Annotated in this window: 13 protein-coding genes and 2 riboswitches; of the genes, 1 reads left to right on the forward strand and 12 read right to left on the reverse strand. The window is 36.6% G+C overall.

Annotation, left to right across the window (positions count from 1 at the left end; translation table 11 throughout):
* Window positions 1-214 precede the first annotated feature (214 nt).
* The 7 genes from MKY08_RS11660 to MKY08_RS11690 all read right to left on the reverse strand — a co-directional run bounded on the left by MKY08_RS11660 (window position 215) and on the right by MKY08_RS11690 (window position 5,809).
* Entirely contained in the window at window positions 215-745 is a 531-nt protein-coding gene (locus tag MKY08_RS11660) for a phospholipase A2 family protein (RefSeq protein ID WP_256093187.1), read from the reverse strand.
* A gap of 399 nt (window positions 746-1,144) precedes the next feature.
* A complete protein-coding gene (locus MKY08_RS11665) occupies window positions 1,145-1,960 on the reverse strand; it encodes a cytochrome c oxidase assembly protein (RefSeq protein ID WP_069512770.1) in 816 nt (271 codons plus the stop codon).
* Between the two features lie 22 nt (window positions 1,961-1,982).
* The gene (locus MKY08_RS11670) at window positions 1,983-2,462 is read right to left on the reverse strand and encodes a DUF2243 domain-containing protein (protein ID WP_069512769.1); all 480 of its coding nucleotides are present in this window, start codon (window positions 2,460-2,462) and stop codon (window positions 1,983-1,985) included.
* A gap of 165 nt (window positions 2,463-2,627) precedes the next feature.
* Window positions 2,628-3,467: an MBL fold metallo-hydrolase gene (locus MKY08_RS11675; RefSeq protein ID WP_069512394.1), complete on the reverse strand. Its 840-nt coding sequence runs from the start codon at window positions 3,465-3,467 to the stop codon at window positions 2,628-2,630.
* A gap of 199 nt (window positions 3,468-3,666) precedes the next feature.
* On the reverse strand, window positions 3,667-3,870 hold the full coding sequence (locus tag MKY08_RS11680) for a hypothetical protein (RefSeq protein ID WP_069512392.1): 204 nt from the start codon (window positions 3,868-3,870) through the stop codon (window positions 3,667-3,669).
* A 230-nt stretch (window positions 3,871-4,100) separates the two neighbouring features.
* Window positions 4,101-4,775 (reverse strand): precorrin-3B methylase, encoded by a 675-nt coding sequence (locus MKY08_RS11685; RefSeq protein ID WP_069512391.1) that lies wholly within the window; start codon window positions 4,773-4,775, stop codon window positions 4,101-4,103.
* A 38-nt stretch (window positions 4,776-4,813) separates the two neighbouring features.
* Window positions 4,814-5,809, reverse strand: a complete 996-nt coding sequence (locus MKY08_RS11690) for an ABC transporter substrate-binding protein (RefSeq protein WP_069512389.1) — start codon at window positions 5,807-5,809, stop codon at window positions 4,814-4,816.
* A gap of 162 nt (window positions 5,810-5,971) precedes the next feature.
* Window positions 5,972-6,158: riboswitch (cobalamin riboswitch) on the reverse strand.
* Window positions 6,159-6,337: 179 nt separating this feature from the next.
* Between MKY08_RS11690 and MKY08_RS11695 the strand changes: the two genes are divergently transcribed.
* Complete coding sequence (locus MKY08_RS11695; RefSeq protein ID WP_069512387.1) at window positions 6,338-8,275, forward strand: TetM/TetW/TetO/TetS family tetracycline resistance ribosomal protection protein; 1,938 nt, start codon at window positions 6,338-6,340, stop codon at window positions 8,273-8,275.
* Window positions 8,276-8,362: 87 nt separating this feature from the next.
* On the opposite strand, the gene MKY08_RS11700 is transcribed toward MKY08_RS11695, so the two are convergent.
* From MKY08_RS11700 to MKY08_RS11720, 5 genes are all read right to left on the reverse strand, one after another.
* Window positions 8,363-9,136: a hypothetical protein gene (locus tag MKY08_RS11700; RefSeq protein ID WP_069512385.1), complete on the reverse strand. Its 774-nt coding sequence runs from the start codon at window positions 9,134-9,136 to the stop codon at window positions 8,363-8,365.
* Between the two features lie 270 nt (window positions 9,137-9,406).
* Window positions 9,407-9,595: riboswitch (cobalamin riboswitch) on the reverse strand.
* 147 nt (window positions 9,596-9,742) lie between these two features.
* The gene (locus tag MKY08_RS11705) at window positions 9,743-10,987 is read right to left on the reverse strand and encodes a HAMP domain-containing methyl-accepting chemotaxis protein (RefSeq protein WP_069512383.1); all 1,245 of its coding nucleotides are present in this window, start codon (window positions 10,985-10,987) and stop codon (window positions 9,743-9,745) included.
* A 183-nt stretch (window positions 10,988-11,170) separates the two neighbouring features.
* A complete protein-coding gene (gene aspA, locus MKY08_RS11710; protein WP_069512381.1) occupies window positions 11,171-12,589 on the reverse strand; it encodes an aspartate ammonia-lyase in 1,419 nt (472 codons plus the stop codon).
* A gap of 152 nt (window positions 12,590-12,741) precedes the next feature.
* Window positions 12,742-13,371: an NAD(P)-dependent oxidoreductase gene (locus tag MKY08_RS11715; RefSeq protein ID WP_069512379.1), complete on the reverse strand. Its 630-nt coding sequence runs from the start codon at window positions 13,369-13,371 to the stop codon at window positions 12,742-12,744.
* Window positions 13,372-13,445: 74 nt separating this feature from the next.
* Window positions 13,446-13,856: an Rrf2 family transcriptional regulator gene (locus tag MKY08_RS11720; RefSeq protein ID WP_069512377.1), complete on the reverse strand. Its 411-nt coding sequence runs from the start codon at window positions 13,854-13,856 to the stop codon at window positions 13,446-13,448.
* Window positions 13,857-13,885: the final 29 nt, after the last annotated feature.

Consider the following 13,885-nt stretch of genomic DNA (forward strand, 5'->3'; position numbering starts at 1 on the left):
ACATTAGGATAAAAAAGCTAAAGAATGTGAGGATATTCCCAATAATTAAAATTTTTGATTTAACATAAACAGATAAGGCAATACCTACTGCGGAGAAAACAAACGTGAAAATCCAGAAAAATGATGCTTTTTGAAACACTATATTAGGTACCCAAAGTAATAAAGAAATTATAATCATACTAGTAGCTAAAACTTTCACCATTTTAACCATTCCCTAATTCAATGGATTACATAGTGTATTACTAAAATATAATTTTATTGCAGCTGCAGCTATTTTTTCTTTGAGTCCCATTCTATGAAAATTTCTATTTATATAAGCGACAAGCTCCCAATCACAAGAACAACTAAAATAACCTTTATCTTCATAGCACTTATCATGTATTTGACAACCTCTATCTAATACATCTTGTGGCGTACCAGAACCATGCCCAGGACCACACCAATTTCCCCAAATAGGTATCCCTTTTTTAGTATTCATTGTATTGTTTGCTTGATAGTTCGTATAACTATTACTAATGTGATTCACCATCATACTAATTTCTATGTATTCTTCTGCTAAACCATCTGATTTTACTTTTTCAATATTAACAAATGGTTTTCTGTCTTGATAATAAATGTAAGCTCCTAACTGTTCTTCAGCATTTAAAAGTTCTTCATCTGACATTGCAAAAGCTTTTGTACCTCCCCCCAAAAAAACTGAAGAAACTAAAACCAAAGTTACAAAGATAGAAACAATTCTTTTCATCTAATCTTAGCTCCTTTCCAAATTTTATTCAGCAAAAAAAATAAGTTTTGACTCAACATCCAAAAGCAAGAGTGAAAGTATAAGTTTTATTTTTAATCAGAGTGGAATTCAAATGGTAGAAAAAAACAGCAGGAACAATATTTAATTTTATTAAGTTGATAGTAAAACTCTTTATAATACTATTGAACAACAAATTATATGTATATTTTATTAAATAATCTAAAATTTCTCAATACTAAAGGGTGCACTTTTTATGACGCACATTTCAGTAAAAATAAAAGTGTTAGACCACCCTTTTTTCAGTCAATCTAACACTTTTTTTCGAGCCATATAGACGCCGTTATCAACAATTATTACTCGGATGGGGCTGTAATATATTCTCCGTGAGTAAAGACACTTCTAGACAGAATCAATTTGTTGATTTTCTAAACTTTTACTATTTGGCATCGGTTCTATTATTCGCGGTCTTACTGCTTTGTACCATTGTAAGCAAAGGATGAAAATTATCATCGCATCAATTACATCTCCACCATAATACATAACCATACTTCCGATTTCTGCTTGTGCGATTGGCACACCTTCAGGGGGATGTGCATAAATATATTTTGATAATATTCCATGTCCTGCCAATGCAATAATTAAAATGATTGCTCTGTAAATAAAGGATTTTCTGTGAAACACAGGATCAACATAAAGTACGGAAATCGTAAATACATACCCTGCTAGAAATACATGTAAATGGACAACTAAATGTAAGAGACTATTACCATGCATAAGTGCATATAGGTTAGTCGTGTATAATAACCAAAGCCCCCCGATATTTAGTAAAATCGCAACTATTGGATGTGTAAGTATACGGAGAGGTCCGCTTTTTAGTATTTTGGTAAGTGCACGTGCTAATGAAGTACTCAAAGTTCTTAGTAAAAGTGTCATAGGTGCTGCCATCACAATAAGCAATGGGGCTAACATTCCTAAAAGTAAATGACTCACCATATGTGCTGTAAAATCCATCATTGCACGATTTGCTAAAGGCCCAACAACGGCAATAACCGCTAATATTATTCCCAAAACAAAACATACAATGCGATAAAGTGGCCACGTTTTATAATGACGATTCGTAATAACCACAGCACTTATATACATTATTAATAAAATACTAAATAACAATAAAAAAAATAGTTGTACAGAATCATGTAGAAAACTATACTGATTCATCTCCGCAATATGATTACTATGCTTAGCGCTCATAAGATGTAACCTTAGGTATGTGATAAGTGTTTTTAGTACGGATAGTAAGATAAATCCCTATAATGAGTAGTATTGCAGCAAGAATATTCCAAATTAAATCATATGTTATTACATTTTCTACATACCTTATCTGATGTATCCGCATTAACTTATGTTGAATAATACCATCATATAATTGAAACCCTCCTGCGCCTAAAAATACACCACCTAGCCATCTTGCAAACCTTAGTCCATTTTTACGACGTAAATCTGCAAATAAAAATAAACCTGCAATTGTCGCAAACCAACTAAATGCGTGGAAAAAGCCGTCCGATATTAAACCAATTTCAGTTGTCGATTTATCGTAAAAGTGATGCCAGCGTAATAGTTGGTGAAAAAATGTTTCATCAATAAATGCTACTAATCCTATACCGAAAAGAAACCCTGACCAGACATTTCGCTGTGCGTAAGGATGTCCATTTTTTAGCATTGAACGATTATTCTCATCATGTTTTTTTATAATCATTCCTTCTTTCTCTAATAGTTTGTGTTATTATTCCCTAATGTCACAGCGATTACACCTCAGTACAAATGAAATGAATGATTTGGCACTAATAAAAGCCCCTAAAATCTTTAAGCTTTAGGGACCTATCACTTAATTCTGATAATACTTAGGCAGAGCAATTTGATTGAAATCATTCACTAAATTTCGCAGTGCTTCACTCAATTCGTCACCAACCATTGGTAAACCATGACCAGTAATCATTACATTAGGCTTTAATGCTGCTAACTTTTCAACTGACTCTTTGGCAGCAGACCAATCAGTTGTAAAATATTGAGGCGGTCCACTTATCTCTTTTTGTTGCGTCAGCACTTTATAAAGTGACTCTTGTTTTACCGTAACAAAAGCATCCCCAACAATTAGTGTGCGATCTTCCTCTCTAAATAAAGATAGATGTCCTGGTGTATGTCCTGGCGTGTGAATCCAACGAAAACCAGGCATATAAGGAATGCTACCATCAGCAGGAATTTCTTTTATATTTCCCCCTAAATTAATCGCTTCATGTGGAAAAAAAGGTGACATTTTCGCTACCCACCCATTGCTAACAGCAGGGTCTGGATTTGGATAGTTTTGTTTTCCAGTTAAATAGGGAAGTTCTAAACGATGTGCATAGACAGGTACATGCCAATGCTTTATTAATTCAATAATACTTCCAACATGATCAAAATGTCCGTGTGTCAAAATTATTGCTTTAGGCTGACAATCATCGCCAAACCGCTCTTCAACTACGGAAATAATCTCCTCTGCACTTTTTGGCATGCCAGCATCAATTAATACAAATTCATTCGTATGTGGATACCCGTATAGCACGATATTGACAATTTGAACTGTATACATATATACATCATCTAATACTTCTATTCCAACTCCACTTCTAACAGATGTAGCAGGAATATATTTATAATCTTCTCCATAGTTTAAATTTTCCTCCATAATAACCACCTTCTCTTATATTTTTCTTTTCGTAACAGTTACCATCATTAAAAATCGTTTGTTACTCTTTCATCATGTCTATGCATGATTTTAAGTATAGAAAGACAAGAAAAAGACAAAATATAAGTTCGTAGTGTTTCACTACTTATAGGGCTGCTGAGAGAAATCAAAGCAGCTTTTTGTTATTTTTCCCTATATTTCAAGTCATCAATTTTTCCATAATAGCCCAAACTTTATTGTATGATGAATGGAATCGTTTTTTATCATTTTGAATTCCACGCCTTACTAAACGAAATCCTCTTGCTTCAAGATCTGCAATAGCAACATCTAACTCCTTATTATTTTTCCGCTGTATTGGTGGTAATCGAAACACACCATTTTGTGCTGATAAACGATTAAACATTTCTACATCCCCTTAAAATGTAATCGACTTATCGTGAGCACATGGCATACGTTTTATTCAACTAAGCTGTCGGTATATATGTCCAATTTAAGAAAAAGTGTTAAATTGACATCAGTCAATCTAACACTTAATTACAAGTTGCTTCCCACTCTTCGCTCCATAGGCTATATCTATAATTATAGATAGCGATACGGTCATCGCATACAAACTATGTCATGGATAGCCTTACTTTATTTCACATTATGCATTGTTTGCCAATATTCGGCGGTATTCGTTCTGCGATAAAATTTATAGAAAGGCTCATTTGGACGTGCATGTTGTTGATAAAGCGCAATAATATGCTGTAAAAAGTTTGCTATTTTTTGCACCGAAACGCCTTTAGCAAATAATGTCCCCGCCTGTGCTTTTGCCCCCACTGGAATAGCCCCTAAATAAACATCGAAGCTATCTTTTTGATAGACAAGTCCAATATCATCATAGACAGCATTATAGCAAGCTGACGCACAGCCATTGACATTTAACCGCAATGTTGATGGCACCTTTTGTCCCTGCAACTCAATGTATAATTGTTCTGCAATCTCGGCCACTTCCATTCGCTCTCCATCACAAAAATCACAAGCCTTGAACGCAACAATGGAGCCTGATGGTGAAATATATAAGCCCACTTCTTGCAGTTCACTTATAACGTCTTGAACTGTTCGCGTAGGAATGGACAACAATATACAATAGGATGCTGAATATTTAATGGCTCCACTGTCCCCTACGACTTCTGCTATTTTTTGAAATTGCTCGGGTGTATAATGTTTATTAATAATACCCGGACTTACTGCGAGACGAGTAAATTGACCATCTATATTTAATTTTTCAAATGTACGTTCTGGTATATTTGAACGAAATGCATTCATTTTTTATTCTCCTTAAATCTCGCTAGTCTCTAAAGTTATTAAAAATTTTCTGGATAGAATCCTTTAGCCAAAATTTTGATAGCCTCTGCCGCACGAACCCCTTCTGAAGCAGCTGAAAGCGGTAATATAACAAAACGCTCATTGTGCACAGCATCTGTTTCCTTTAATGCAGGATCATTTTTCAGGAAATGTATTTTGTCTTCAGCACTTTGAGAACCATAATCAATCACGACAATTACCTCCGGGTTGCGTTCTACTGTATCTTCTTTTGAGACAGTTGTCCATCCAGATTCAACTTCACCAAAAATGTTTTTACCACCAGCGACAGTGACAAGCTCATTCATAAAATTTTGAGCAGCAGTAAAGACTTCCTTATCCCCACTATCATAGACAAGCACACGTAGCTCCTTTTCTCCTTGCGGTAACTTTGCACGCACTGCATCAACATCTTTTGTCATTTGATCGACTAATGCCTCTCCTCGATCTTCAACACGGAAAATTTTTGCGATATTGCGAATATCCATAAAAATATCATCTAGCGTCGGTTTCGTTATACTTGAAGAATGATGTAAATATGTGTGGATACCAAGTGTCTCTAATTCTTCTGGTGTACCAACACCCTTTTCACTAAAGCCACTTTTCCATCCAGCGTATAAAAAATCGGCTTCACTATCTATCACTTGTTCTTTTGTTGGGTACTGCTCTGCTATTACTGGTACTTTATCGTAGGCAGCTTGTAAAGGTTCATAAATTTTATCATCTAAATAGGCTGTACCAACCATTGAATCTTCTAAGCCTAAAGCTAACATAATTTCCGTTACATGCTGATTTAAACTAATCGCCTTTTTTGGTGCCTCTGTATAAACTTGTGTAGTACCATTATTGTCAATGGTTACTTCTGTCGCCTCGCTTTGTGCAGGGTCGATATGCTCACTTTGTGTAGCACTTTCCGAGTTGTCTTTCGCACTACAAGCTCCTAAAATGCTTATAATCGCAATGGCAACAACTAGCCACATGCCTTTCCATTTGTTCATGGTTCCATTTCTCCTTTAATTATGTAATTGGATTTGTATAGGAAGAAATTAATGATTTCCTTGCTACTAGCACATAAAAAAACCCCCTTGTTTCCAAGAGGGTGACATAGTGATAAATACATTGGGTATTTAAACAATCACTATCACCATCCTCGTGGTGTTAAGTAAAAAATACATATTGGCAGGTATCCTGGCTTAGGTTCATCGCTTATACGTCTTCCCATAGTTCAACTACAGTGACTATTGTATAAACTCCCCATTTACAGTTGCGGGACAGCATCGGAATTTCACCGATTTCCCTTTTAAGCAAATGACTAAAGCCATTTGCACCAATATATAGCAGTTTTTAGTTATAAAAATAGACTAGCAGAAGGTATTTTTGATTTCAATCACACAAAAAAATCCATAAATGATACTTGTTAATAAACTATCACTATTTAAACATGAAAGCGAACTATTTGTCACGAAATGTTTGAGCGATCATTCTGGTACAATGAATAGAGACTACATTAGAAATGAGGATTTTTTATGTATAAAACGATTGGTGTACTCGCACATGTCGATGCAGGAAAAACAACTTTTTGTGAGCAATTATTATTTCACACAAATAGTATCCAATCTCGTGGAAGAGTCGATCATCAAGATACATTTTTAGATAATCATGCAATTGAACAAGCCCGAGGAATTACCATTTTTGCGGAACAAGGACGGATGCAAATAGAAAATGATACATATACGCTGATTGACACACCTGGACATGTAGACTTTTCACCTGAGATGGAACGTGCCATACGTGTAATGGATTACGCCATCATTATTGTCAGTGCTGTAGAGGGTGTACAAGGTCATACAGAAACAGTTTGGCAGTTGCTCCGTCAATACCATATACCCACCTTTTTCTTTATTAATAAAATAGACCGTGAAGGGGCGGATATCAATGTGGTTATAAACCAACTACAAAAGGATTGTTCTGACAACATCCTGTTAATCGATGCCCCATTACGTAAAGATTTTATACAAAGCTATATTGCTGAGTGGCTAGCCGAGCGCGATGATCACCTTCTCGAGGCCTTTTTAACAGATACACTCGATGCCTCAACGTGCCTGTTACAGTTACAAAAGATGATTAAAGAAGAGCGAGCATTTCCCTGCTTTGTTGGTGCTGCTTTAAAAGATTTTGGAATCAAGGAATTTGTATCACAGCTTCCCCTCCTGACAGAGACACACTTCGACCTTCAAGCACCCTTTCAAGGAGAAGTCTTTAAAATTCGCCATGATGGCACACAACGCTTAACTTTTATAAAAGCTTTACAAGGAACATTGCATACTCGCGATGACTTTTCATTTGGCGATGTTACGGAAAAAATAACAGAAATTAGGTTGTATAATGGGCGCCGTTTTCTTACAACCCAAGTTGTGCAAGCAGGAGACATTTTTGCAGTGAAAGGGCTTAGCCTAGCGAAGATTGGGGACATTTTAGGAAGTACAATAATCCCTAAACCTTATGAACTTGTGCCTACATTACAAGCAAAAGTACTGTATGAAGGGCAACAGCATATAAAGGAAATTTTACAGATTTTTCGCTTACTCGAAGCCGAGGAGCCGTCGTTACGAGTCGTTTGGCAGGAAAAATTCCAAGAAATTCATGTACATATTATGGGTGTCATACAACTTGAAGTACTTGCTGAAGTTTTAAAAAATCGCTTTTCACTTGATATTACCTTTGATAAGCCTCAAATTTTGTATATGGAGACGATTGCAACGACTGTAACTGGTTACGGACATTTCGAACCGCTCAAACATTATGCCGAGGTACACTTATTCATGGAGCCGAACAGCCGCGGAACTGGGAATACGTTTGTTAACGCCTGTCATGCTGATGATTTATCAGTTGGTCACCAACGCCTTATCGAAAAACATTTGTTTGAACGCGAACATCACGGTCTATTAACTGGCTCTCCTGTTACCGATATTCGTTTTACACTGTTGACAGGACGAGCGCATATCAAGCATACCGAAGGAGGAGATTTTCGGGAAGCTACTTTCCGTGCATTAAGACAAGGGCTAGAACAAGCGGAGAATATCTTACTTGAGCCCTATTACCGCTTCAAAATGAAAGCATCCAATGATTTTATTGGGCGAATGATGAACGATATCCAACAAGCAGATGGTACTTTTGATTCTCCGATATTGTCAGAGGAGCAAGTCATTTTAACAGGGCGTGTACCTGTTGCTACATTTATGCACTATAGTACTACTTTCGCTGCTTACACGAATGGCAAAGGCTCTTTATCTTTACAATTCGATGGATATGATAGATGTCATAATAGCGAGGCAATAATCGCACAAATCAATTATAATAAACAGGCTGATCCTGACTATACGTCGTCGAGCATTTTTTGTGCGAAAGGAAAAGGCTATTCAGTCCCATGGAATGAGGCAAAAGCAGCCATGCATTGTCTATAAAATAAATAGGCATCGAATGTTTTTCGATGCCTTTCTGACAGAAAATCGAATACTGCATAACATGCGTACCAATACATTTTATATAATCTACAACGCTTTTTTCGTTTTCCTATTCAAAGAATTCGCTGACTCCGCAATCACATACCCATGATGATTTGAGAAATCCACAAGAACCGAACCAGGCTTACTTTTTAAAATCTGTAATTGCTCAATACGTTGGAGTAACAATTGATGACCGTTGCCACGTGGATGCCAATTTAAATGATAATCATTTAATTCTTTTACACTTTGTAAAAACTGAGCATATTCACGCTCTACATAGTCTAGTAAATGTTGTATTTTACTATAGTCTTGATTTTCTTGAGCTACTAACGATAAATCTTCCATATACGTCTGATAAAAACGCATTACCATCGAACATAGTAAATCATTGACCCTTGCAGCACTTAAAATAGGCTTCGATTCTACATTCAGGCGATCCAAATTGGGTTTAGCTCGAATTGAATCGATGCGTGTAATTAAATGATAGACTTCCTCATTTACTTCGTAAACGATTGGATTGGTTGGCATATACATCATAAAACCATTCTTTTTTGTTTTCAATTCATCAGCCACACTTGCTTTCGCAAATAAGTATCCTTCATAGACATCATTTTGAATCCAAATAATGTCTTTATTATAAAAAATGCAATCAAATAATCGATCGTGCGGAATAAGCCCTGTGGCTAAAAACTGATCTACTAGTGCTTCAATAACCATTCTCGTTTTTCGTTGCTTGGCAACTTCCGTGCGCGGTTGCTTACAAATCTTCATATCAACATTTTTCTTTTCTCGTGTTGAACATACCTGAATTTTTGTCATACTTGCACCTCTTCTCGTACATATTTTCAAAACGAAGGTATCGATTACATAAAAAAACGGATTTCCTGCAAATGTAGAGGAAATCCGTAATTATGGCCATCGTACTTCAAAAATATCATTCATCCGATAACATCAAACAGTGCACCAATGGAAGCGATCTGGCTTGATGCCGTATCCCTTTACATCCTTTGGTGTTGGTCGTTTGACGTACTGTGACGAACAGATTATTCTGTTTTGTCAACATGCCACCTCCTATTCCTCGTAGGTTTATGGTGTGTACTCGTAACAGGCAGGTCTCCTGACTTATGGTCATCGCTTCTTTTCACCTTCCCGTCGTTTGACAGTGGTCATAATTTGAAAAGACGCTCACATTCACAGTTGCGGGACAGCGTCGGATTTGCACCGACTTCCCTTTTAAGTAAATTGCACGCAATTTACACCTCTTACTACACGCTATTCAGTTGTGAAGGAATTTGTTAGAAAATTCCTATTAAACTATTACTTTATATTGTAAAGTAGTGGTATTTTAAAGTCAAACAGCAGCATAAAAGTATGTGCATTGCTATCAATGCACGAACTGTCACCTAAAGAACGATCCATTTTTATTTATACATGAAATTGATTTGTAATCTTTTGTAAATCATCAGCCTGTATCGTTAATTCCTGCGAAACTTGATTGACTGCTTGCATGGAAGCCGTTTGTTCATCCATTGATTGTAGCACAACTTCTGTATAGCTGGACAATTGATCCATGCCTCCTGCAATTGTTGATACTAAATTAGCCACCTCATTTGCACGATTTGACAAGTAATTTACAGTTGTCGAAATGCCTTCGAGTTGATCAGTCATTTGGCTAACGTGCTGCGAAATGTTGCCAAAAGATTTTGTTGCTTCATCAATGACATAGACCCCCTGTTGAACATTTTTTAAGTCTTCTTCCACAGCCACAGCAACTTGTTTCGTATCACTTTCAATACCTACTACAAGATCCACAATTTGAATGGCAGAGTGCTTGGATTGCTCTGCTAATTGACGAACTTCTTCTGCAACGACTGCAAAACCTTTCCCATGTTCTCCAGCCCGTGCCGCTTCAATCGCAGCATTTAGAGCAAGTAAATTCGTTTGATCTGTAATCGTAGTAATCATTTCTGTCATTTTTTTAATATCCGTCATTTTATTTGATAATTGTTGTATTAAGGTACTTGTTTTATCTGTTGAAGATGAAATAAACTCCATCTGGTTTTTCGCAACATGCAAAATTTCTGCACCATTTCCTGCGATATCATTCGCTTCTTTCGCGTGGTTGAAAACATCCTGTGTGGCAACCGAAATACGCTCAATGCCATCCACTGTTTCCTGCATCGCAACAGCACTATTGTTTGCCGATTGTGCGGCTTGTTTAAGGCCATTTGACGTTTTTTCCATTTGATGGTCAACTTCTTCAACAGCCATTGTAATTTCATTTGTACTGGCAGACAATTCTTCGATACTGGCAGATAAATCTGTCGAACTGTTGGCAATTGTAAGTGTCATCGTACGCAATTGCTCTTTCATCTCTAGAAAAGCATTTGCTAATTCTGAAATCTCACTATTGTCTTGTACAGTAATGACATCAGAGTCAAAGTTACCTACTGCAATTGCTTTCGCAGCATTAGATAATTGGTTAATAGGTTGAATCACTTTATATTTAACATAGAAGATATAGGATAAAGTAATGGAGATACCAATAATCGTTAATATTGTAGATAGCCATGCTAATGCTGTTAAATTAGCAAGATCTATTATTAACACTACAATCATTATTAAATTTAATAATGAAAAACCAAAAATACTTTTTTTTCGTAAAGTCATACCAAAATCCCCTAACTATAATATTACTATAATACCATTATTATAGTTTATTTATACTAAGATTGATAGAAATACGCCCATCTTTTATATGTATATTGGTATACTAAAAAAAGACAAAGGGAATAACGATGCCCTTTGTCTACAGAAAAAGCACTTTGCGTAAAACAAAGTGCTTTTTAAAAATTATTTTAATTTCATCATACTAGAACCAGCGATACCTGGATGTGTCATTTCATATGGATCTAAAATTAAATCCAATTGCTCTTTCGTTAAGACACCTGCTTCAATACAAAGTTCACGAATTGAACGACCTGTAAGAATGGCTTCACGTGCAAGACGAGCAGCTACTTCATAACCGATATGTGGATTGACTGCTGTTAAAACACCCACACTTTTCTCTACATATTCCTTCATACGTTCTTCATTTGCTTCGATATCTTTTAAACAGTTTTCTGTAAATGCACGGAAAACGTTATTCATTATGCTAATTGATTGAATTAAGTTGAAAACAAGCACTGGTTCCATTACGTTTAATTCTAATTGACCCGCTTCAGATGCTAAAGAAATGGTATGGTCATTCCCAATTACTTGGAATGCAACTTGGTTTAGCACTTCTGGCATTACTGGATTTACTTTACCAGGCATAATAGATGAACCAGGTTGACGTGCGGGTAAAATAATTTCTCCTAAACCGGCACGAGGACCAGATGCCATTAAACGAAGGTCATTCGCAATTTTAGACATATTAATCATACAAATTTTTAATGCCCCTGACACTTCCGTATAAGCGTCCGTATTTTGCGTAGCGTCGACTAAATGTGTAGCACCTTTTAATGGTAAGCCAGAAATTTCAGCTAGATGTTGGTCTACAGATTTAATATAGTCTGGGAAAGCGTTTAGCCCAGTACCGACAGCTGTTGCCCCCATATTGACATCATATAAGTTTGGACGTGTTTGACGGATACGAACAATATCACGGTTAATTACACGACAATAAGCTTCAAACTCTTGTCCTAAGCGAATTGGTACAGCATCTTGTAAGTGCGTACGTCCCATTTTAATAACATGTGCAAATTGCTCTGCTTTTTGATGGAATACGGCTTGCATATTTTCCATTGTCACCAGAAGGTCATCGATTAAATTTAATACAGCAATATGAATCGCTGTAGGGAAGGCATCGTTTGTTGATTGTGACATATTAACATGACTGTTCGGACTAACCGTCTGATAGTCCCCTTTTGCTTTACCCAAAATTTCAAGAGCACGGTTCGCAATAACTTCATTCGCATTCATATTAATAGAAGTGCCTGCACCACCTTGGATTGGGTCTACTAGAAATTCAGCATCCCATTTACCATCGATGACTTCTTGTGCAGCCTCGACAATAGCCTCTCCAATTTCTTTTGATAATAGGTGTACTTCCATATTACCTAATGCTGCTGCTTTTTTTACAATACCCATTGCTTTAATTAGGGCTGGGTGAATTTTATAGCCTGTAATTGGGAAGTTTTCTGTTGCACGAAGCGTTTGAATCCCGTAATAAGCATCTGCTGGTAATACTCTTTCACCTAAAAAATCTTTTTCTATACGTTGTGTGGACATTATTGTCGTCTCCTTTGAACTAATACTCACACTGATAGTAGCTAATAAATGCCGTCTTGTAAACAGTCATTTATCAGTAAAATGAAAGTTTTTTTCGTAAACGACGATAAACAATGAGAAACCGAGCATATTTCTTACGCTCGGCAGTAGGATTATTTAGTTGAGGAAACGGTAAAACGTCTATTTAAATAGTGTGGATTTTCTATTTCATCTAATACTGCAATCGCATAATCACTATAGCTGACATAGCTTTCACCTTTAGCATTCACTAACAAATGATCTATTCCAGTTGTATAGCTACCTGAACGTGGCCCTTCTGGATCAAATAGGGCAGAAGGACTTAAAAATGTCCACGAAATACTTGATGCTTGTAAGTCTTGAAGGTTTTCACCTTGATTTTTTGCAGTTGCCAAAAACATTTCCGGAAAATCGGGCGTCTCCATAACACGAATCGTTTTTTCTGGGTCTACAAAAAGGCTGCCTGCTCCACCCACTACGAATAGTTTTGTGGCAATGCCGTTAAAGATAGCAATTAAATGACGACCTACAGCAACATGTAATGCTTCTTGTCCAAGTGGTGCACCAAACGCATTCACAACAACATCAAAACCCTTTACATCTTCTTGTGTTAAATCCAATACATCTTTCTCCATCACTGTAATGTTCTCTTTTACTTTAGAAGCTGAACGAACAATGGCTGTAACGTTATGACCACGTTGTAATGCTTCCTCCACTATTTTTTGCCCTGCTTTTCCTGTTGCTCCAATAACGCCTATTTTCATTATAAATTCCTCCTATAATTTGTTGTAACCATTTTAGTTACAGGTTGAATACAGTAAGACCGACCTCGTTACGTTTAACGAAGTTGATCTAGCACATCTTGCAATGTTTGTGCTTGTAACTGTTTTTCCATTGCATGCCATACATCTAGATAAACGGTTTCCAACGTATGCTGTATTTTTCGGCCGACAGCACATGCAGGATTCGGTTCATCATGTATTGTAAATAGTTGCTCTGGACCATCAATCGCACGGTAAATGCTCAACAATGACAAATCCTTTGGTTCAATAACAAGTCCATAACCGGCAAGTCCTGACTGAGAAGTTAACAAGCCTGCTTTTTTCAATTTCCCAATCATCCGTCGTACGACTACGGGATTCGTATTGACACTACCTGCAATATAATCAGATGTAAGCTGACTTTTATCAGATGTTGTAGCAATGAGCGAAAGTATATGGATAGCGACTGAAAATCGACTATTGACCATACGAATCACCACCTGTTGTAACTATTATA

The sequence above is a fragment of the Lysinibacillus sp. FSL M8-0337 genome (assembly GCF_038593855.1).
Lineage (GTDB): Bacteria > Bacillota > Bacilli > Bacillales_A > Planococcaceae > Lysinibacillus > Lysinibacillus sphaericus_D.